This is a genomic window from Gorillibacterium timonense, assembly GCF_001457415.1.
GTDB classification, from domain to species: Bacteria; Bacillota; Bacilli; order Paenibacillales; family NBRC-103111; genus Gorillibacterium; species Gorillibacterium timonense.
On the sequence record NZ_LN881723.1, the window covers coordinates 710280 to 731071 of the forward strand.

Sequence of the window (20792 nt, forward strand, 5' to 3'; positions counted from 1 at the left end):
CTTATTGCTTGACAATTGTGGCGCCGTCGTAATAATAGGCGAGAATATACTTGTAGTCTTTCCCGTCAAGAGCCAGACCAATCGCACCGTATTGCGACATGCCTAGGCCGTGGCCATATCCTTTGCCGGTAAAGAGGAATTGGGCATCGCTTGTCGCCAGCCTTGCCTTGCCCTGCCCATTCAGGACGAGGAACTGGGAGCCGGCTGACGTCTTGGTGCCTTGTCCGTTCAGAGCCGTAAGGCTTGCGCCTGTTCCGGTATATTCGGTGCGTGCCCCGTTTGCGCCTATTACAGTATATCGTCCCGTCTCTTCAATTTCAAACAGGGTTGACGGAAGGCCGCCTAGCATGGAACGGTAGCTGTCCGGTGTTTTCAGCGCTACTTCGGAGCCGTTGATCATCAGGGATGTAACCCGCCCTGACGCTCCCTTCTTGTTCACCTGCAAGGTGTTCAGAACAGTCAGCGGAGAATAGGCGTTAATCTTAGGGGCGAGCTGGGTTGCTGTCATGAGCCTCGTCCAAGCATAAGCCGTCGACTCTACCGTCTGATCGATGACAGCGACCCGTTCGCCGACAGCGAGCTTACCGAGCACCGGACTGAGCGAATCCGTAGCCAAAGGAATCATCCGGATATTGGCCGCATCCGTAGCGGAATAGAGCGGTATGCCCGCAGCCGTCTTCGCTCCGGTTGCCGTAAGCAGATCGGAGCGCACGTACCCCGTCAGCCCGCTGTCCGTATAAATCCGGTACCAGGGAAGCTTACCACGCGTCGGATAGGTATCCGGACTCGAAACGCTTTTTAGATAACTGACGCTGTTCCCCCAGACTTCGGTGCCTTCTGCGGTTTGGCCGCCGGCGTTGGACGAGAACAGCGCGTCGATCAGCTTGCCGCCGCTCACCAGCACCTCGCCGCGAGTCGCTTCCACCGCCTTGGTCACATCGTCCGCTTCCTTGCCGTAGTAGGCTTGGTCCAGCGTCGTATCGGTCAAGTTGGCGATCTCATACTTCATGCCGGCCTTGACGGAATAAGTCCTCGCCGCGACCGCTTGAGCCTTGAGCGCTTCGATCGGGTTGCCCGGTCCAAGCTCGGCGTGAACGACCGAGTTCAAATATTGTTCGAACGGCAGCTCGTTAATGACGGCCAGTTTGCCGTTCAGTTGGGACAATTCAAATGTGCCGTTATAGGAAAGGCTCTTCTCCTTGACGGTGATCTTCCCGCCCGCAGAGCTGATCATGACCTTCTGAGCATTCGGATTAAAGAGATAGAGCGCGGTTCCGCCGGATCCCGCTGCGGTTCCACTCACCTCTTCCTTCTCGGCGAGATAGGAGAGCGACGAAGAATCGACCGCCGTAAGCGAAACGCCCGGAACGGCAGCTTCGAGTCCGCTCTTCAGGGCGGCCTGAGCTGCTGCATCCGCAGCGGAAGCGTTGCTAGCCCAGAGAGAATAGGACAGCTTCCCAGCCGTATCCGCCGAGATCACGACATCGACGGGGAGGCCAGAGCCGCGCAGCGCTTGGGCGTTGTCACGAGCTTCCTTCTCGGTCTTGAAGGATCCAGCGCTCAAGCGAAGCGGCCCGGTGACCAGAGCGCCTGCTTTGTAAGTGGACGCAGCCGGAAGCTTACTAATTTCGGCAAGCGCCGTTTGAGCCGCTGCCGCAGTTGCATAACCTCCCGTTACCACCTGATAAACGGGGGCTGCAGCCGTCCCGTTTCGATAGATGGAGGGAGAATATTTGCTCGCCAGTGCGGAATAAAGAGCTTTTGCCTGGTTAAAATCAGCCGTTTCCAGCACGGATACCCGGTATTGATCCAGGCCAGCGCGGAAGATCGCCCCACCGGAAACGGCGAGCAGCGACGGAGCGGAGGTTCCTGCCGAAACGCTGATCTTCAGCCCTTTGTCGGCTGAAAACCCTGCCGTCGGAACGGTTGTATGGAATTTGCCGGAATCGATATAGAGGGCAACGCGGAACAGGTCATCCGAGCTGGCGGCGACCACCGGTTGAGGAGACAACGGGCCGGAGCCGGCAGCAGAGCCGATCAGGCTGATCGCAAGAACTCCTGCGACGATCCAGCTGCGGCTTTTCTTTCGCCCATTCGCGGTCCATTTACGCGGAATCATCATGCTTGGCATTCCTCCTGCTAATGATGTCTGGTTTACTATTTCTCGGAGCGGAGCAGGAAAAAGGCAGGCTTATCCAACAGGCTCCCCCATGGTTAGACTCAAACCGACGGGAAAAGTTGCATCCGCCTTCAAAAAATCTGGATAACCGACAACCCTAAAACGGCCCCGATTGCGCTCGGAGCCGTCCATCGTGCGGTCGTTAACCCGCTATTTCATCGGGTATTTCATTCATGAGAAAGTCATTTCGCATCCTTCTCTTTCTGCGCGTGGAGCTCGCATGAACCGTCCGTGCAATCCTCAACGGTACCGAACAACCGGTAGCGATGCCGTGCAATCCAACGATAAGCGGCATCCGCAATCGGCTTCAGCAGGGGCAGCCGGCTGAAGAGAGCAAGCCAGCCGAGGCCGCGAGCCTCGCGAACAATTCGCGCCACCGCATCGGCCCCCCCGGAACAGACAGCCCTCTTCGTCGACAACATGCAGCTCGACGAGCAGCGCGTTCGGATCGACGCCTGCCGGAAGCTCCTCGGGTAGCGCTTGCTGGAGCGGGACAGGATTCAGGGTCACTTTGAGCCTCATGGAAGATAAGGTGGCAACCGTTCTGCGGCACAGCCGGCAGCGGCCGTCGTAGAACAGCGTCAGAGTTCCCATGTGGCTTGCCCGCCAGGCTGCTGCGGGGGCTTCAGGCCGAGATGTTGATAAGCGAGCGGCGTAACCGCCCTGCCACGCGGCGTCCGCTGAAGAAAGCCGATCTGCAGGAGATACGGCTCATAGACGTCCTCAATCGTCTGACTCTCTTCCCCGATGGTAGCGGCGATGGTATCCAGACCGACGGGCCCGCCCTTGAAGTTCTGTATGATCGAACGCAGCATCTTATGGTCGATCTGATCGAGACCGAGCTGATCCACTTGAATCAGCTTCAAGGCATTCTGGGCAATGTCGAGGGTGATGATGCCATCTCCCATGACTTGAGCATAGTCCCGCACCCGTTTGAGCAGGCGATTGGCGATCCGCGGCGTCCCACGCGAGCGCATGCCGATCTCTCTCGCCGCTTCCCCTACGATCTCCACCTGCAAAATATCCGCCGAGCGGCTCACGATGAACTCCAGCTCGTCATTCGTATAATATTCCAGGCGGCAGACGACGCCGAAACGATCACGAAGCGGCGCTGAGAGGAGGCCTGCGCGCGTCGTCGCCCCGATGAGCGTAAACGGCGGCAGATCCAGCCGCACGGAACGGGCGCTCGGCCCTTTGCCGATGATGATATCGAGAGCGAAATCCTCCATCGCCGGATACAGCACTTCTTCCACCGTCCGGTGCAGGCGGTGAATTTCGTCGATGAACAGCACATCTCCGCTTTGCAAGTTGGTGAGAATCGCCGCGAGATCGCCCGGTCGCTCAATCGCAGGCCCCGAGGTCGTGCGAACGTTCACTCCAAGCTCGTTGGCGATGATGTTGGACAGTGTGGTCTTGCCGAGACCTGGCGGTCCATACAGCAGCACATGGTCGAGTGCTTCCTTTCGCTGCTTGGCCGCTTCGATATAAATCTTCAAGTTCTCCTTCGCCTGCTGTTGACCGATGTACTCGGCCAGGTAGCGAGGGCGCAGGCTGAGCTCCATTCCCTGATCTTCCATCATCAAATTGGCGGATATAATTCGGTCTTCCATCACGATTCCTCCTTCATCCACCGATTATCCCCGAAACAGCGCAGTGAGCGCCAGCTTGATCAATGCGTCAACCGTCTCCTCGCCAGTGGCGTTTTGCATGACGACGGGACGCACGCGATCCACTTCCGCTTCTGTATATCCGAGAGCCATGAGAGCTTGCTTCGCTTCACCCCAAGGACCGGCAGTCGGTCTTCCCGCCGAAGCGGCAGGGGCACCCAAAGTCTCCAGCCCGCCGGGAGACAGATCGGACAGCTTATCCTTCAGATCGAGGATGATCCGCTGAGCCGTCTTCTTGCCGATGCCGGGGAGCCGAGTCAGGAACGTCAAATCCTCCTGATAGATGGCCGAGATGATCGCCGCCGGCTGCCCCGCTGACAAAATGCCAAGCGCGACGCGCGGACCGACGCCGCTCACGTCAAGCAGCTTGCGGAACAGCGCTTGCTCCTCCCGGCTCGCAAAACCGAACAACAGGACGGCATCCTCGCGGACGTGATAGTGTATGTATAACGTCACGCGGGAATCGCTTCCCGGCTCGATGCCGTATGGATTCGCGCAAAATACCCGGTAGCCGACTCCGTTCACGTCCACAACGACATAATCATTTTCGCGATGGGCCAAGGACCCTTTTAGATAATCGATCATCGTTTGAGCACCCCGTTTATTTTATCGGTCAGCACCGAAGAATGGGCATGGCAGATGGCAATGGCAAGCGCATCCGCCACATCGTCGGGTTTTGGGACCTGTGAGAGGTTCAGGAACATCCGCGTCATCTCCTGCACCTGCTTTTTCTCGGCCTTGCCATAGCCGACGATCGCCTGCTTCACCTGCATCGGAGTATATTCCGCAACGGTCAGGCCCTTCTGCACCGCCGCCAATATCGTCACTCCCCGCGATTCCGCCACTGTAAACGCCGTCGTGACGTTCCGGTTGAAGAACAGCTTCTCGATGGCAAGGGCTTCCGGTTCGTATTTCTCAATCAGATGGACCACCGATTCATAGACATCCTTCAACCGCTGTCCAGGATCGGTATGAGCCTCGGTCTGTATGCTTCCGTATTGCACCGGCGTTAGCCGACTTCCGTTCTTGTCGATGAATCCGAACCCAACGATCGCGATGCCCGGATCGATACCCAATATGCGCAAAGCCCTTCTCTCCCATTCCTGAAGCGAACATATGTATCCCTCATTATATCAGATTCCTATCTTGATGGACATGCCCAATCCCTTCAGTGCGAATACCGCATCCTTCTGATCGTAAAGGATCATGCGAACAACAAACAGCCGCTCCATGAAGGAGCAGCTGCGTGTCAGTGATCATCTGCAAATCGTTACGCGATTTTTATTCATCCTGTCTCTCCAGAACTGCGGGTCAGGCCTCATTAACTAGGTGATTTGCGAGCTTTCCCTTCACGAAGAAGTGGGTAAACCCGCTGCCATAAAGTCGCTGAACGTTGAAAGCACGCTGTTGAACTCCTCCAGATCCTTGACCCGAATCCCCGCGTTCAACTGATTCCATGCATCCGGAGGGAGGCTGCTCTTCAAATCTTCCACATTCAATTGGAAAAAAGTTCGAATCACCCGCTGCTCTTCCGGTATGCCGTCGAACAGACTGAGATTGCCGTTCGCATCCACGCCGAAAAAGGCATTTTGTTTGCAGCCAGGAGATAAATCTTCGATGGACTCGGTAAAAATGACATGGCCATCAGGCGCTTGCGTCGGCTTAAGTCCGGGATGGCTGGAGGCGTATTTCATCAGCTCTTGATTCGTCATCTCGCCAAGCGCCTCCACCTCTTCGCCGCAGACATATATCCGCTTGAGGTAGACCTGACGAATCTCTGCCCCTTGGGCAATGGATTCAATAGCCTCATCCTCCGTTGTGGGTTGGCTTGCAGGGGATGGCAATGGTTTGGCTAATCTCTTATCAAGGGCCAGCACAGCGTGGATCGTTCTCCGATTAGGCTCTGATACGACCGCGCCGGTTGTACAGAAGCCTGCTGTTTCGTTTGCGGCGACGGTACAGAGACCTGTTGAACAAGTCATGCTGGTTTTACAGAGACCTGTTGCTTCCATCGTTGCTGTGATTGTCTGCGCCTCCGCCGAAACGGGACCGGGACTGACGGACAGGCCGATCAACAAATAAAAGACGGCAAGTGAAATCCAACGCTTGCGGGAACGCAGCTGCTTCTTCAGTTTCTTCATCAGGCTGGACATCCGCATGGCGATTCCCCTTCTTCCGGTGTTTTCTTTAGCTTTTCCCGGAAGAAGGGGAGCTTATTCGGTTAATGTGGCACCCGAACGCCTTTCTTTAGCGGTATTGGTTGATCCAGGGATTATTGATTCGCTCCCCCTTCGGGGTCGGCTTTTTGCTGCGCCGTGCGAGGGTGTGCAGAGTCGCTTTGGCCGATGATTTCCTTTTCTTCGCAGCCGCACTCTTCACGGGAATCTCTTCTTCATCTGTGAACACTTCGGCTTGTGGGGGTAAGGCTGCTGCGGGAACGGCTACATCATCCCGATATTCCGGTTGAAATCCGTATAACCCCGTCGGATAAGGAATCGGACCTGAGGCTGGATTATAAACACCGGGAACTCCTGATGGGAACAAACCTCCTCCATAAGCTCCCCCGTCTGCCCAAGGAGCCACTTCGGGGTATCGAGCGGGATAGCCAGTCGGCATACCACCCCATCCCGTTTGAGGGTAGCTGTACATGGGGTCGATCGCTCCGGGTTTTCCTGTGGGATATGGAGTGGCTGAGTACGGTGAAAATGGAGCATTCTCGGTACCCGAGTATGGGGAGATCATGGCGTTCTCCGCGCCCCCCGTGGAATACGGGGAGAACGCGGTGTTCTCAGTGCCCGTCGAATACGGAGAGAACCCGGTGTTCTCGGTGCCCGTCGAGTACGGGGAGAACGCAGTGTTCTCGGTGCCCGTCGAATACGGAGAGAACCCGGTGTTCTCGGTGCCCGTCGAGTACGGGGAGAACGCAATGTTCTCGGTGCCCGTCGAATACGGAGAGAACCCGGTGTTCTCAGTACCCGTCGAGTACGGGGAGAACGCGGTGTTCTCAGTACCCGTCGAGTACGGGGAGAACGCAGTGTTCTCGGTGCCCCCCATGGAATATGGGGAGATCATGGCGTTCTCCGTACCAGCCACCGCTTGCGGCGAAATCGGTGCATTTCCTCCATCTGTCCACGGGTAGTACCCATAGGGAGATACTGCACTGCCTTGAGGATAGCCATAAGGAGAATAGTTGCTGTCGGCGGAGTGGCATCCGCAGGTTGACTGGGTTCCCACATAAGGAGAACTTGCAGCTGGATAAGTCCCGTACCCTTGTGCGGGGGTTTGATCGGCAGAATAGAGCGGTTGCTGCCCATAAGAGTAAGGCAAGAAGCCCGCATTGTCCTTGGATGCCGACGGTCCCGCTGCCAATGGATTTACGTTGTTGCTGGCGAGCGGCGAATAGCCAGGCCAGTTGGTGTTTCCCGCGCTAACGGGAGCTGCCGCGTTCCCTTGGTTCGAGAACGCCTCCACCGCCGGAACTTGATATTGCATAAACAAATGCTCGGAGGTGTATGGATTACCTTCAGGTGAACTCGGCGAAACAGCAGTCGGAGTAAAATAGGGTGAAGTTTGTGGATAATCAGGAATATCTGAGATCGTAGGGATCTGTGGATAGTTGGGCTTCCCGGACGGTTTGACTGAGCTTGGAGACACGGACGGCTGCATAGGCTTGCTCGGTTGTATCGCCTCTGCCTGAGGCTTCGCCTGTTCGATCGGTTTCACCTGCGGCTTTTCATTCTCAACAGGTTTCGCCTTTTCAGCCGGTTTTACATTTTCCACCGGACTAACTTCAGCAGGCTTTTCTTTTTCGACTGGTTTCACATTCTCCACAGGCTTCTCCACCACCGGAGCCGTATTCGCCTTCGGTGTTTCTACCACCGGCGCCGTATTCGCCTTCGGCGTTTCCGCCACTGGCGCCGTATTCGCCTTCGGCGTCTGGGCAACCGGTGCTGTGCTCGCCTTCGGCGTCTGAGCAACCGGCGCTGTATTTGCCTTCGGTGCTTGAGCAACCGGAGCCGTATTCGCCTTCGGGTTTGCGGTTGCGGCTGTCGTGTATCCCATCGAATGGCTTCCGCTCACACCCGTTTGTTTCGGGATGTACACCACTTGATTCGTCATCAAAATATTGGGGTTGGTGATGTGAGGATTAGCGTCGATCAACGTTTTGAGAGGAACCCCCCACGCCTTCGACAGCTTCCACATCGTATCTCCCTGCTTTACCGTATGAGCGTGCATGCCTTCCGGCGTGACCGGCACCGATCCCGATGGAATCTTAATCTTCATGCCAATCTCGAGCTTATCGGGATCGGCCAACCCGGGATTCGCGGCGATGAGCTTGTCGAGGTTCACGTTGTATTTTTTGGCCAGCTCAAACAGCGTATCCCCGGCTTTCACCACATGAATTTTCAATACAGTTCCCTCCTTCGGTTATGGAACGTCGGTCAGCATTCAGGCGGAGGCCGGCGCGTTCGGTCCAGCTTGCTTACGGGTTCCTGCCCAGATTTTCATTACAGTCTATGCACGGAACTGGGCATTTGACATCCCGCTGCGAAAAAAACATTCCTTTTCTGCCGGAATTTCGCCGAGCTTGGCCGAATTTATTCAAGCTGCGAAGCGTTCATCCAAATGAATTCTCCAAAAAAGGTGCAATGAATCGCATCCACACAGCCTCAATTTGGTGTATTTTAAACATTTTCTAAAATTTATGGTAACCGCTCCATTCATAAGTGCGTCTATTCATATAGTAAGTAATTGAGGCGGAATATGGGTAAGAGGTTTGTACTGCGCTTCCACCCAACCGAAAAACGAAATGCTTTCAGCTTTTGGATTATTTTATCAAATGCCATGATAGGGAGGACGATGTTCCCGATGAAGAAAGCGGCTTGTTTGATTGTACTGGTAAGTGCGGTTTTGATAGTTGCCGCTTGCAGAAATTCAAATTCAGGTAATGAAAAGAACATCAACCAATTAACCCAAGAAATCGAACGGTTGAAAACCGAGAATTCACGTCTAACCGAGGAAATCGAGAAGGGTAAAGAATCCGATGAGAAAGTAAGGCCCGCAGCGGAGAAATGGGCGTCGTTAGATGATAGATACAGGATGTTAACGTATAGTTACAAGGCGCTGCTTAAAGCGGTCAAATACCACCCGGAAATCCTTCCCGCCCGGGTGGATTATGACGACCCGTTGAAGAAGCCCATTTTTGATGCTGTACAGGATATTACTAAACTCGTTCCCTTGAAGGAAAATCAATTTGCTGTACTTGCCTATGCCCATTTCGAACAAGAAACGACAGCATACATAGAAGTGATCTATATCGAAACAAATGGAGAAGGAGACGAAGAAAACGAGGAAATCCGAACGGGATCAAATCTAACGATTTATCTAGACAAGCAAAATGGCAAATGGGTCTTAAAAAAATGAACCTGCAAAGAGAACAAAAAACTGACGCCGGTAAGTCCGACATCAGTTTTTAGGTTGTAGCAGCTCACGCTAAAATCGGGTATGCCCCGTTGAGGAACGGTATACATGGACATGGTGTTCATCAAACCGCTTGGTCGGCATTCGAATCCATTACCGAACGACTTCGTGTTGAGAAAACTCATAAGGATAGGTCGGGTACGAGCCCATCACGCGCACCTGGCAGCGCAACGCTTCGATCTCGGCAAGCGCCGCCTGCAGAAGCACGGAATCGAGCGATTCCTCCACATCGATGTAAAAGTAATAGGTGCCCAGCTTCAGCTTGGTCGGCCGCGATTCGATCTTGGTCATGTTGATTCGCCGCCAAGCGAAGGTGGCAAGCACTTGATGGAGAGCGCCGGGAAAATCCTCCGGCAGAGTCACAATAATCGTCGTCTTGTGAAGCTCGCTCTCCGCCAGCTCCGGCCGCTGTTCACCCACGAGTACAAAACGTGTATAGTTGTTCTGGTGATCCGTGATATTCGGAGCGAGAACCTCCAGCCCATAGAGCTTGGCTGCAAGCTGGGTGCCGATAGCAGCTACGGCTTCGTCCGCTCCCGCACTCACCAATCGGACCCCCTCCGCGGTACTGGCCACATGCTCCAGCTCCACTTCCGGCAACTCCGCTCCCAGAAACTTGCGGCATTGAGCGATCGCCACCGGAATCGAAATGACTTTGCGGACATGATCGTAAGGTTTTTCCCCATTGTCTTCAGCCGCCTGGGACGAATTCTCCTCTTGCCAGCCAGAAGGCCGTCTTCCGATCAGGTTTTGAATGGAAGGATAAACCCACTCCGCCTGGATCGGCAATTGATTTTCATGAATCAGATAGTCCATATGGAGACTCACGGAGCCGTCGATCGCATTCTCGATCGGAATGACGCTCCAGTCGGTTTCTCCGTTAGCCGTCGCCCGAAAGACCTCGGCAATTTGCTTGTAGGGAATAAATTCATACTCCCCTCCCGCATCCCGGAAAAAATACCGGGCCGATTCGTCGGTTACGGTGCCATACGGCCCTAAAACGGCAATGCGCTTCATTCCCTGTTACTCCTTCCGAACGGTTTCCATAAATGTACGATGATTACCCGCGAGAGTCAACACACGAACCCCTTCGCGGCTCGGCTTCAAGCGCCGGATGGAAACGTCGATTCCATGTTCGGCCATCGTGTTCTTAAGGAAATCGGTCAATTCCTCCCCCTGCTCTTCGCGGGCATCTGCAAGCGCGATGAGCGTCGGCCCCGCTCCCGATAACGCGGCTCCAAGCGCTCCGTGGCTGGCGGCTCCGGCTAGCACCTCCGGCATCCCAGGAATCAGCCGCGCCCGGTACGGCTGGTGCAGCGCATCCTGCATGGCGTCCGCGATCAGCTCGTAGCGCCCGGAGCAAAAAGCCGCCACCAGCAGGTTAGAGTGGCCAATGTTGAACACCGCGTCCTTCAGCGGCAAGCTCTGCGGCAGCACTTCACGCGCCTTGCGGGTGGACAGCTCAAAGTCGGGAATGGCAACGAACGACTCCAGGTGCTCGAGCGGTTGTACACCGATGTGCCGCGCCTCGGTTCCGTCCCAATAGGCGACAACAATGCCGCCGAAGAGAGAAGCCCCGACGTTATCCGGATGATGCTCCAGGGTGCATGCCAAGCGGAACAGCTCTTCCACAGGCAGCGGTTCAGGCAGCAGTGCGTTTGCAGCCGCGAGAGCGCCTACGATCGCAGCCGCGCTGCTGCCAAGTCCCCGCGTCAGCGGGATTTCGCTGTAGTTGGAGATTTCCAGCTCCGGTGCCGCCAGGCCAGCTCGCTCGAACACCTTCACTGCGACTTCATATAGCAGATTGTCTTTCCCGTCCGGCAGCCCTTCCGTCTGCTCCCCATGAAGATGAACAACCGTCTTCTCGGCGATGCTCATCGCGATCCAGGTGTATAGCTCAAGCGCCATGCCGAGTGAATCAAAGCCAGGACCCAGGTTCGCGGTGCTCGCCGGCACCTTGACGACAACTGTTGTTTCGGGTAGCGTTCCCGCGTTCTTGTCAATCCTATCGTGTGTTGTCATGAGAAGCAGCCCCTTATCCTTCCACGCGATAGACGCTGCGGATTTCATGAACGACATCTAGCTTATCGAATTCCGCCAGCACCTGCAGCATGCCCGCTTTCGTCGCGTTATGCGTGATCACAATGATTTCGGCGTGCGGGGTCGTCGCATTCGGATGCTGGAAGACCGACTCCAGGCTCACCTCGAATTCCGCGAAGATTTGGGTGATCCGGGCAAGTACTCCCGCGCGGTCAGCCACCTGGAGCAGCAGAAAATACTTCGAAACGATCTGCTCCGGTGTGCGCAGCCGTTTCTCCTGGTAGCGAGGAGGCAACTGGCCACCGTTCACGTCAAGGCGCAAATTCTTCGCAACCGACACCAGATCCGCGACGATGGAGGTAGCCGTCGGGAGCTCACCCGCTCCAGGACCGTAAAACATGGTTTCACCGACTGACTCTCCATAGACATAGACGGCATTGAACACGCCGCTCACGCTGGCAAGGGGGTGATTCAGCCGCACCATCGTCGGTTCGACGCTAATGCTGACGCCATCTTCGGTCCGTTCCGCGATCCCGAGCAGCTTCACTTCATAGCCGAGCGTCTTGCCGTAGGCGATATCTTCCCGCGTGACCTGGGAAATTCCTTTGACGGATACGTCCGCCAGCTCCACGTTGACATGGAAGCCGAGGCGGGAGAGAATGGTCATTTTCCGAGCCGCATCAAGCCCTTCCACATCGGAAGTCGGGTCCGACTCGGCATACCCGAGCGTTTGCGCCTCCTTTAGCACATCCGCATAAGCCGCTCCTTCCCGGCTCATCTTGCTGAGGATATAGTTGGTCGTTCCGTTCACGATCCCCATGATCTTGAGGATCCGATCGGACGAGAAGCCCTCGGTCAACGTCCGGATGATCGGAATACCGCCCGCTACGCTCGCTTCGTACATGATATCGCGCTTGTACTGTTCTGCCTGGGCCAAGATCTCGGTGCCATAGAGAGCCAGGAGATCTTTGTTCGCCGTGACGATATGCTTGCCGGAAGCGAGCGCTTCAAGCACATAGTCCTTGGTCGGCTCAAGCCCGCCCATGACCTCCACGATGACGTCGATTTCCGGGTCCTGCAAAATATCCTCCGCGCGTTCGGTCAACCGGTCCTGAGGAATCGGGATCGAACGATTCTTCGTGACGTCATTCACAAGAATGCGGCTGATTTCGATGGAGGTTCCGACTTGACGGACCAGATCCTCCTGATGGCCTTCCACAATCCGGACCACGCCCGTTCCTACGGTGCCGAGTCCGAGCAGTCCAACTTTTATCGGTTTCATGAAGCCCTGGTTCCCCCTTATCATCAAAGATAACCGCCTGTGCCGGAGACTTCGGCCTCAAACGTTTATCGATCGGTTATCCGAATCGTCTACAGATGTTCCTTGGATCGCCGCATGACTGGCAGACGAACGGCTGTACGAATGTTTTACCCTCTGCCGATCACCGCGGAACCCTTCACTCCGTCGATTTCCCGGACGGCTGCGAGCAGGTCGTCCAGCTCTCCCTTCATCTGGGAAATGTCCGCCGTGATGACCGCATTTGCCATTCCTTGAAGCGGAATCGACTGATGGATTGTCAGCACGTTGGCTTCCCTCCCCGCGATCATGCCGAGCACCCGAGACAGGATGCCCGAGCGATGCTCCAGATCCAAAGACAGCGTCACCAGATTTTCCCGGTCCAGCTGGCTGAGCGAATGAATGCCGTCCTTGTACTTGTAGTACGCACTGCGGCTCAGGGATACCTGGTCCACCGCTTCGCCTACGGTCTTCACCTTTCCCCTCACCAGCAGCTCCTTGGCCTGAATCGTCTTGAGCAGGGCTTCGGGCAGAATGTCTTCTTTCACAAGATAATAGCGTTCCTTTCCCTGCGGCTCCACCGTCTTAGCGTCCTCCTCAAAAAGACTCTTGTTTATACTTAGAGGACATTATAGCGGATGAAGGAGCGGCGCTGCAATCACTTTTTCTTTGTCAGCTGACAAACGGGCTTGCGCACAAGGGGGTTACGACTTATAGTACAGGGGGAACCGACGGGGGGAAGTCCGATTCCAAGCGGGGAATCTTGATGATCTATTCGATCGGGAGAAAGTGGATGACGAGTCGATGGGAGTCCGATTTGGATTCGAGCAATCGCTCCGATTATCGATGAAACGAGAGGAAGGCTGACGATGAGGCTTCGGCTGATGGCCGTCAATTTGTTATTTCAAGGAAACGATCTGCTGCTTATGAAACGTGCGCCGGAACGCCTTCTCCTTCCCGGAATGTGGGGAGCGGTCGGGGGCCATGTGGAACCTCAGGAGCTTTGCGACCCACTCGCGGCCTGCCTCCGGGAGACGGAGGAGGAAACCGGCTTCCGCGCCACCGATCTGCGAGATATCCGCCTGCAGTATATCCTCCTTCGTCAAAAAGAGGATGAGCTGCGTCAGCAGTTTTTCTTCACCTCGTACACGGACCGCCGAGATTTTACCGATACCCGTGAAGGCACTCTCCATTGGATTCCGCGCGAAGAGGTGCTGAAGGAAGAACGCGAAATGGCCTTTGTCTTTCGCTCGCTGCTGACACATTTTTTCGCTAACGGACCTTCATCTAACCCGTGGGTCGGAACCGCGGGATGGCCCGACTTGGAGTCGCAAGGACAGGAGCGGCCTTCCGTCATCTGGACGCCGCTATTGGATCCCCTTGTGCTCTGATCTGAATCGGCCTAACGGTAAGTCAGGAAGGCAGCCGGTTCACCAACCGGAAGCCTTGGAAAACCTCCTTCAGCGAGACGTATTTATCGACCAAGGTGATCACATAGGATTCCGGATAACGTGGAAAAGCCGGCGTAAGCGGCCACATGTGCCGAAGAATCATATCCCTCTCCACCGGGTTTAAGCAAAAGCAGGCTTCGGCATGGGTGAGAGCAGTCCGCGGATGCGTGAAGCCGTGCCATCTCCGCTTGGGTTCCCGCTCATGCCAATCATACAAGAACATGTCATGCAGGAGCCCTCCTCGCGCCGCCGAACGATAATCCAGTCCAAGCCGCTTACATATCCGATAACTGCCATATGACACCGATAGGGAATGATCCAAGCAAGTCGTGCGGCCATGCTGGATGAAATCCGCCATCCGCAGCACCTGTTCATGCTCCAAGAGCTCCTTCACGCATCGTTGGTATTCTTCCTCCATCTCTTCCGCGAGCCCGCATATGACGTGCCGGTCACGCAGATGAGCGCGGGCGGTATAGGTGGTATCCAACACAAGATCGATCATGAACAACCAGGCCGCGATTCGATAATCAAATGCCGGCCAGGAGCTGATAAGCTTCTCCACGGCAGGATGAAGCACTCCGACGAGAATCAGAGCGAATCCTCCCCACAGCAAGGAAAAGCCCGGGCAGATGTAGCCGTAGAGATTCCAGCGGTTCTGGCTGTAATCCCACCACTTCCGCTGAAATAGCTTTTCCAGCATCCATCCGGCGGCAAATTCAAGCACAGTGACCGCGATCGCGGACAGGATGAACAGCAGCACCAGCCCCCATCCAGGATCGGGAGTCGTTCTCTGAATCCATTCGAATAATCCGAGAATCAGGACCGCACCGAATCCATAGATCGGACAGATCACACCGGTCAAGAATCCGCGTTTTACAAACCTTTTCCGTTTCATGCTTGCATAAACGCTTTCCAGCAGCCACCCTCCGAACGCATATATCGCAAAGATCACAACCCATTCGTTCAAGCCGTATCCCATCTCTCCGCCTCCTCCGGTATCGTAGAGCCAAGTTCATCAAGAAAATGAATAATCACAAAAGACCCAAAAACTGATCGTTATCTGTTCTTCACCACTCTGTTGATCGCAACCGTAATAATACACAAAAGACCCAAAAATAAAGCAGGAAGAGACAGCTTTCATCGTCGCTTCCGGCAACGCCGTGTTGATACGCTCGCATCCGGTACATATGCCAACGCTTCGGTCAGCGATCCGCCCACATTTGGTACTTACGCCAACGCTTCGGTCAGCGATCCGCTCACATTCGGTTCTTATGCCAACGTTTCTGTCAACGGTCAGCTCACATTCGGTACTCATGCCAACGCTTCTGTCAGCAGGTCAGCCAGCATTTCCTTTTCCTTCACTGTCAGTTCGTTGATCGCCTTCGAGAAATCGGCAATAAGCTCTGTCAGCCTTCCCCCGAGCTCATCATTTAGGGTTCCTATGACTGTGCCGAGGATTGATCCGGCAAATAAAAGCATCCTGGCTTCCTGATTTTGCGTCTTTTGCAAGACCAGACGGATGAAGGTCTCTGTTCGACCTCCAAGCTTTTTCAGGTAGACCAGCATCAATCCGATGATATAGCCGCAGAACTCCATACCGTTCGACTTGTCGGGGAGTTCATCCAGAAGCTTGCGGATCGCTTCGTTCATCCCGACGTGCTTCAAGCTTTTGAGCATGCCGGTCAGCTTGCTGACGGTCCGTTTCCAATCGCTTCCCTCTGTGTTCTCGGTGCGAGACAAAGGAAACAAGCGGAGGGTTTCGTCCGTAGGGGCAAAGACGACCTGGGATCGGCCCGTCTCGTTCGGGTTGACTTCATAGCTGCGGGATACGAACCCGAGCTTTTCGATTTCTTTCAGCATATCGTAAGCGGTCCATTTGCTTACGCCCAGGGAGTTTGCAAGTGTTTCATAATGAATCGGCAGATTCGTCCGCCGGTATAGCTCCGTCAGCTTGCCCAGAAACTGCAAGCGTCGCTTCGTCAGTGCCATCCTTCTCCCCCTTATCCGGTCTGCATTTAACTGCCCACGGTGTTCTTGGGTCTTTTGTGTCAATATTAACATGGAAAAATCCAGGGCGTCAATGCCCCGTCATCTCGATCGATCGAAAAGAAAAAGCCTCCCGACCTGATCAAGGTCGGAGGCTTCGTTGCTTGGCTGATCCATTAATCGTGCTCCACGAATTCAAATTCGAAATCGCCGATTCTTACGAAATGACCGTCTTCTGCTCCTTTTTTGCGCAACGCTTCATTGACCCCGCGGTTCCGAAGAATGCGGTCGAAGCGAAGCAAGGCGTCCTGAGTATGCAGCTGCATGCGCTTCAGCACCCGTTCCAGACTGGGGCTTTCGACGATGAAGAGATCGTTCTCCCGACGGATGACGATGTCATCTTCCTCGTCCTTGTGGCTGTACCGGTAAACCTTGCGGTCTTCCTCATCCGGAGTCGGTTCGAGAATGGGCTCATCCGGGATGGAGTCGAGGACATCCACCGCCTTGTAGAGCAGCTCTTGAATGCCTTCACGGGAAGCGGCCGAAATCGGCAAGATCAACATCTCTTCCTTGCCCGCCTGCTTCAGCTTTTCCCGGAATTCCCGCAAATTCTCCTCTGCTTCGGGGATATCCATCTTGTTGGCCGCAACGATTTGCGGCCGGTCCTTCAGCTTCTCGTTGTAGAGGGAAAGCTCCTCGTTGATCTTTACCCAGTCCTCAAACGGATCGCGCCCTTCGGAACCGGACATGTCCACCACGTGGACGATGACGCGCGTCCGCTCCACATGCCGCAGGAACTCATGGCCGAGTCCAATCCCCGTATGAGCGCCCTCAATCAAGCCGGGAAGATCCGCCATGACGAAGCTGCGGCCATCGCCGACATCGACGACTCCGAGGTTCGGGGTGATCGTCGTGAAGTGATAAGCGCCGATCTTCGGTTGCGCCGCCGATACCACGGACAAAAGCGTGGATTTGCCGACGCTCGGAAAGCCGACAAGCCCGACATCGGCCATCACCTTCAGCTCCAAAATCAGGTTGCGCTCTTCGCCATCTTCGCCTTTCTCGGCAATTTCGGGAGCCGTGTTGGCGGTTGTGACGAACCGAGTGTTGCCCCTTCCGCCACGTCCTCCCTTCGCTACGACAACCCGCTGCCCTTGGCGGGTCAAATCGGCGATCATCTCTCCGGAATCCTCATCGAGGACGAGAGTACCCGGCGGAACGCGAACGATCATATGCTCGGCATTGGCTCCATGCATGCTCTTGTTCCGCCCTTTAACGCCGCGATCCGCTTTGAAATGGCGCTGATAGCGGAAGTCCATCAAGGTCCGCAAGCCTTCGTCCACCACGAAGATCACATCGCCGCCGCGTCCGCCGTCGCCGCCTGCAGGGCCGCCCTCGGGAACATACTTTTCGCGGCGGAACGCCACTACTCCGTCGCCGCCGTCGCCGCCCTTTACATAGATTTTCGCTTTATCGACAAACATGTTATCTCCTCATTTCCTCTGAAAGGGAAACCGGACGGCAATCGCCGCTCCCTTCTCGTTCCATTCCTGTTCAGCTTGAACCCCGTCGCGCTTATGAGCATTCAGGATCGTATTCAACCGCTTGGGCGCTTCCTCCATGAACGGTCCCGAATAGACAAAATCAAGCAGCATCGAATCCTCTTCCTCACCAAAGGCAAGGCTGAGCGAACCGATTTCTCCGCTCCCGGTTCCGTTCTGATCGGCAAACAGTTCCACGGTTTCGCGAATGAAGCGAACCGCTTTCCGGCCTTCCGCAGGAAGACGGGACAACGATATTTCCTGCTCGATTTCAAATTCAAGCTCCAGGCTGCGCTTGTCCGCCCGAAAATTGTAGTAGTAGACGGCGAGCTCCGGTACGCCCATTTTGACAAGATAGCTTTCCTGAAAGACCTGTCCGTTTATTTTGTCCACATAATCGGCCAAACGTTCATACTTGCCGAGCTGGATATACCCCATGAGCACCTGAATATGGTTCATCCAGTCGTGTCGGTAGATCGACAAAATCCGAAGCAGCCTGGAATCCTGCTTCCCTTGATTCGCCATCTTCGACTGACGGAAAAACCACCCGAATGCCGCTGCCGAAGCAAGCGCCGCAGCCAACCTTCCGACTAACGACGGAAGCCCGGCCGTCAGTGACAGCCCTCCGATCACGATTGCCGCAGGCAGCCACAACTTATCCTTTCCGTTCCCCATAGTCTCTCTCCCGATACATGAAGATCGTCTTCATTGCTTACCAAAGTATACCACCATAGGGGAATTTGGAATAGATAGTACGCTGCCAGCTTAAAAACCGTGGTCTCCGCATAACTTCTCATACCCATTGACGCCGATTCATATCCACACGATTAGGGCTGACAGCGTTCTAGGCATTATCCGCCTCGGCAGCTGTCAATCGGTACAAAAAACGCCCCGGCTCTTCAGCCGAGGCGCTCGTTGGTTCAATTAACGCTCTACGGAAGCGGCAACCGGAGCTGCTGCTGCCGGGTAGACGCTCACTTTTTTGCGGTCGCGGCCCCAGCGTTCAAATTTCACAACGCCTTCCACTTTAGCGAACAGGGTGTCATCGGAACCGATGCCCACGTTGTTGCCCGGGTGAACTTTCGTTCCGCGCTGACGCACCAGAATGCTGCCGGCGGTTACGGTTTGACCGTCCGCACGCTTCACGCCAAGGCGCTTCGCAATGCTGTCACGGCCGTTCTTCGTGGAACCTACCCCTTTTTTGGATGCGAACAACTGAAGATCAAGTTTCAACATTTGGGTCTACCTCCTTCTTACGAGGGTTTTGTGTGATCGCGATATGCTTCCCGTAGGATTCTTCAATCCCCCGGAGCATAACCACCATCGATTCCAGCAGGAGCTGGACCTGCTGCCCTTTCTCATTCCCCGGCTCGAAGAGCTCGGGCGAATAGCGGGCGGACAGGAAGCCATCTTTCATTCGGGCATTCGCAACCGTTCCCGTCAGCTTCTCAATCGCGTTAACCGTCCCCACCGTGATGGCGGAGATGGCGGAGCAGACGATGTCGTTTCCGGGATCGGCGTACAAGGCGTGTCCCTTGATCCGAAAGGAGAGGATGGCGCCGGTAACCGGCTTGCGTTCAATTCGTATCTGAATCATAGTCGGCCCGACCTTACGCTTGGATCTTGTCGATCACAACTTTGGTGTAAGGCTGACGATGACCTTGCTTGCGACGGTAGTTCTTCTTGGCTTTGTATTTGAAAACCAGGATTTTCTTACCCTTGCCGTGCTTCTCCACTTTCGCGGAGACGGAAGCGCCGGCTACGAGCGGAGCGCCGATCGTGAGACCAGCTTCGCCGGATACGGCCAGAACGCGGTCAAACGTAACGGATTCGCCTTCGCCTGCCGTCAGCTTTTCGATGAAAAGCACATCGCCCTCTTGGACTTTGTACTGTTTGCCGCCGGTTTCGATAATAGCGTACATTTGTTGCACCTCCTCATGTCTAAGACTCGCCTAATGGACAGGTGGCGGATTGCGGTTTCCCGCGTGCCGCGCTTAAACCCGTTTCGTGCGGTTGGGGCATGTTTTGCAACACACTGATCTATGATACCACACTGCCTATTGCCATGCAACGCCTTTATTTGAGAAGCCGTCGGCGAGATGCTGTCGATTCTTTCGATTTAGACCCATTGTCGGTTGAGGTCTCCCTTGCTATACTGGGGAAGCACTTTACCAATGATTATGGGGGTTGTACGATTGGACAATCTTTACCGCAAGAGCCAGCTTGATGCACGAGAACTGCTGCTTCTCGAATCCGAATTGAAAAACCAAGGGAAGAACATGGTGGTCGCCTATGTTCTTTGGTATTTTCTCGGGATGTTCGGAGCCCATCGCTTTTACATGGGAAAGACGGGTTCGGCCGTTGCCCAGCTCATCTTGACCTTAACCGTAATCGGTCTTATCGTGACGGCGATCTGGTGGATTGTCGACGCCTTCCTCATCCACACCTGGGTGAAAGAACGCAACGCCGCCGTAGAAAACCGGCTGATCGACCAGCTTTGGTCCTCCCGCGGGTACTCGCCCGTGCAGTTCTAGCATGCTGACAAAACAAGAGCTTGACATCCAAGAGTTGATGCTGTTGAATTCCGAGCTGAGGAACCGGGAAAAGTCCCTCGGCTTGTGCTATCTCATGCTATTAGGCGGCCATCTTGGCCTGCATCGGTTTTACGTGAAGCGCATCGCTTCCGCGGTGGCTCAGCTGTTCTTGTTTCTCTTCACCATTGCCATGTACATCGGATTGGTTGTTGCCGACATCGCCGAAAGCGACGTCGTGCTGGTGATCTTCCTGGTCTTGTTCTTCCTCTCCGCCCTCGGGCTCTCCGTGTGGGTCATCGTGGATATCTTCCTCATCCCGCGCATGATCCGGGAATGGAATGCCCGAGAGGAGCAGCAGCTCCTTCAGGAAATCTGGAGGATCCGCCATCGCAAGGCGCAAGAGACTCTGTAAGCGCACGCCATACGCGCCCCGATGGGTCCAAGGCGAAGAAGGTGTTCCAAAAGGAAACCTTTTGGAGCACCTATGAGATCTCTATACGATGATATTTGAAAGGAAACCTAGTAACTAAGCGCGAACAGGCCGCTTAGCTACTAGGTTTCTTGGTGTCTACCTCTGCCTTCATGAGCAGATGCAGGTATGGCAAAGCTCTCCAAT

General features: G+C 55.1%; 22 protein-coding genes, 1 pseudogene and 1 other annotated feature. Of the genes and pseudogenes, 4 read left to right on the plus strand and 19 right to left on the minus strand.

Annotated features, from left to right (window positions below; translation table 11 throughout):
* Position 1: 1 nt before the first annotated feature.
* The 8 genes and pseudogenes from BN2684_RS10925 to BN2684_RS10955 all read right to left on the minus strand — a co-directional run bounded on the left by BN2684_RS10925 (position 2) and on the right by BN2684_RS10955 (position 8256).
* Complete coding sequence (locus BN2684_RS10925; RefSeq protein ID WP_058302187.1) at positions 2–2122, minus strand: SpoIID/LytB domain-containing protein; 2121 nt, start codon at positions 2120–2122, stop codon at positions 2–4.
* A 239-nt stretch (positions 2123–2361) separates the two neighbouring features.
* Entirely contained in the window at positions 2362–2556 is a 195-nt protein-coding gene (locus BN2684_RS25375) for a thiol-disulfide oxidoreductase DCC family protein (protein ID WP_058302188.1), read from the minus strand.
* Positions 2557–2578: 22 nt separating this feature from the next.
* A pseudogene (locus tag BN2684_RS25380) lies at positions 2579–2773 on the minus strand (DCC1-like thiol-disulfide oxidoreductase family protein); the annotation flags it as partial.
* Entirely contained in the window at positions 2761–3789 is a 1029-nt protein-coding gene (ruvB, locus tag BN2684_RS10935) for a Holliday junction branch migration DNA helicase RuvB (protein WP_058302189.1), read from the minus strand. The pseudogene BN2684_RS25380 and the gene ruvB, both read right to left, overlap by 13 nt.
* Positions 3790–3813: 24 nt before the next feature.
* Positions 3814–4431 (minus strand): Holliday junction branch migration protein RuvA, encoded by a 618-nt coding sequence (gene ruvA / locus BN2684_RS10940; protein WP_058302190.1) that lies wholly within the window; start codon positions 4429–4431, stop codon positions 3814–3816.
* Complete coding sequence (gene ruvC / locus BN2684_RS10945; protein ID WP_058302191.1) at positions 4428–4931, minus strand: crossover junction endodeoxyribonuclease RuvC; 504 nt, start codon at positions 4929–4931, stop codon at positions 4428–4430. Before ruvC ends, ruvA begins: the two co-directional genes overlap by 4 nt.
* A gap of 264 nt (positions 4932–5195) precedes the next feature.
* The gene (locus BN2684_RS10950; RefSeq protein WP_058302192.1) at positions 5196–6005 is read right to left on the minus strand and encodes a BofC C-terminal domain-containing protein; all 810 of its coding nucleotides are present in this window, start codon (positions 6003–6005) and stop codon (positions 5196–5198) included.
* Positions 6006–6093: 88 nt separating this feature from the next.
* Positions 6094–8256, minus strand: coding sequence for a LysM peptidoglycan-binding domain-containing protein (locus tag BN2684_RS10955; protein WP_058302193.1), 2163 nt, complete (start codon positions 8254–8256; stop codon positions 6094–6096).
* A 459-nt stretch (positions 8257–8715) separates the two neighbouring features.
* Here BN2684_RS10955 and BN2684_RS10960 point away from each other — a divergent pair, with 459 nt between their 5' ends.
* Positions 8716–9270 carry a hypothetical protein gene (locus BN2684_RS10960; protein WP_148449945.1) on the plus strand — a complete coding sequence of 185 codons (555 nt, stop codon included), beginning with the start codon at positions 8716–8718 and terminating at the stop codon, positions 9268–9270.
* Between the two features lie 150 nt (positions 9271–9420).
* Here BN2684_RS10960 and pheA read toward each other — a convergent pair whose 3' ends face one another.
* The 4 genes from pheA to BN2684_RS10980 form a co-directional block, all read right to left on the minus strand.
* Positions 9421–10344, minus strand: a complete 924-nt coding sequence (gene pheA / locus BN2684_RS10965) for a prephenate dehydratase (RefSeq protein ID WP_058302195.1) — start codon at positions 10342–10344, stop codon at positions 9421–9423.
* Positions 10345–10350: 6 nt separating this feature from the next.
* Positions 10351–11349 (minus strand): homoserine kinase, encoded by a 999-nt coding sequence (gene thrB / locus BN2684_RS10970; RefSeq protein ID WP_058302196.1) that lies wholly within the window; start codon positions 11347–11349, stop codon positions 10351–10353.
* Positions 11350–11362: 13 nt separating this feature from the next.
* A complete protein-coding gene (locus BN2684_RS10975; protein WP_058302197.1) occupies positions 11363–12649 on the minus strand; it encodes a homoserine dehydrogenase in 1287 nt (428 codons plus the stop codon).
* Between the two features lie 146 nt (positions 12650–12795).
* Positions 12796–13245, minus strand: a complete 450-nt coding sequence (locus BN2684_RS10980; protein ID WP_058302198.1) for an ACT domain-containing protein — start codon at positions 13243–13245, stop codon at positions 12796–12798.
* 288 nt (positions 13246–13533) lie between these two features.
* Between BN2684_RS10980 and BN2684_RS10985 the strand changes: the two genes are divergently transcribed.
* Positions 13534–14055 (plus strand): NUDIX domain-containing protein, encoded by a 522-nt coding sequence (locus BN2684_RS10985; protein WP_058302199.1) that lies wholly within the window; start codon positions 13534–13536, stop codon positions 14053–14055.
* 22 nt (positions 14056–14077) lie between these two features.
* On the opposite strand, the gene BN2684_RS23905 is transcribed toward BN2684_RS10985, so the two are convergent.
* From BN2684_RS23905 to rplU, 7 genes are all read right to left on the minus strand, one after another.
* Positions 14078–15094, minus strand: coding sequence for a putative ABC transporter permease (locus BN2684_RS23905; RefSeq protein ID WP_082651893.1), 1017 nt, complete (start codon positions 15092–15094; stop codon positions 14078–14080).
* A 332-nt stretch (positions 15095–15426) separates the two neighbouring features.
* The gene (locus BN2684_RS10995; protein WP_058302200.1) at positions 15427–16104 is read right to left on the minus strand and encodes a LexA family transcriptional regulator; all 678 of its coding nucleotides are present in this window, start codon (positions 16102–16104) and stop codon (positions 15427–15429) included.
* Positions 16105–16277: 173 nt separating this feature from the next.
* Positions 16278–17585 (minus strand): GTPase ObgE, encoded by a 1308-nt coding sequence (obgE, locus tag BN2684_RS11000; protein WP_058302201.1) that lies wholly within the window; start codon positions 17583–17585, stop codon positions 16278–16280.
* 9 nt (positions 17586–17594) lie between these two features.
* The gene (locus BN2684_RS11005; RefSeq protein ID WP_058302202.1) at positions 17595–18317 is read right to left on the minus strand and encodes a Spo0B domain-containing protein; all 723 of its coding nucleotides are present in this window, start codon (positions 18315–18317) and stop codon (positions 17595–17597) included.
* A 249-nt stretch (positions 18318–18566) separates the two neighbouring features.
* Entirely contained in the window at positions 18567–18878 is a 312-nt protein-coding gene (gene rpmA / locus BN2684_RS11010; RefSeq protein ID WP_058302203.1) for a 50S ribosomal protein L27, read from the minus strand.
* Positions 18865–19239, minus strand: coding sequence for a ribosomal-processing cysteine protease Prp (locus BN2684_RS11015; RefSeq protein WP_058302204.1), 375 nt, complete (start codon positions 19237–19239; stop codon positions 18865–18867). Before BN2684_RS11015 ends, rpmA begins: the two co-directional genes overlap by 14 nt.
* A gap of 13 nt (positions 19240–19252) precedes the next feature.
* A complete protein-coding gene (gene rplU / locus BN2684_RS11020) occupies positions 19253–19564 on the minus strand; it encodes a 50S ribosomal protein L21 (protein WP_058302205.1) in 312 nt (103 codons plus the stop codon).
* Between the two features lie 12 nt (positions 19565–19576).
* Positions 19577–19667, minus strand: a sequence feature (ribosomal protein L21 leader region).
* A gap of 155 nt (positions 19668–19822) precedes the next feature.
* Here rplU and BN2684_RS11025 point away from each other — a divergent pair.
* Complete coding sequence (locus BN2684_RS11025; protein WP_058302545.1) at positions 19823–20176, plus strand: TM2 domain-containing protein; 354 nt, start codon at positions 19823–19825, stop codon at positions 20174–20176.
* 1 nt (position 20177) lies between these two features.
* Positions 20178–20588, plus strand: a complete 411-nt coding sequence (locus tag BN2684_RS11030; RefSeq protein ID WP_058302206.1) for an NINE protein — start codon at positions 20178–20180, stop codon at positions 20586–20588.
* Positions 20589–20792 lie beyond the last annotated feature (204 nt).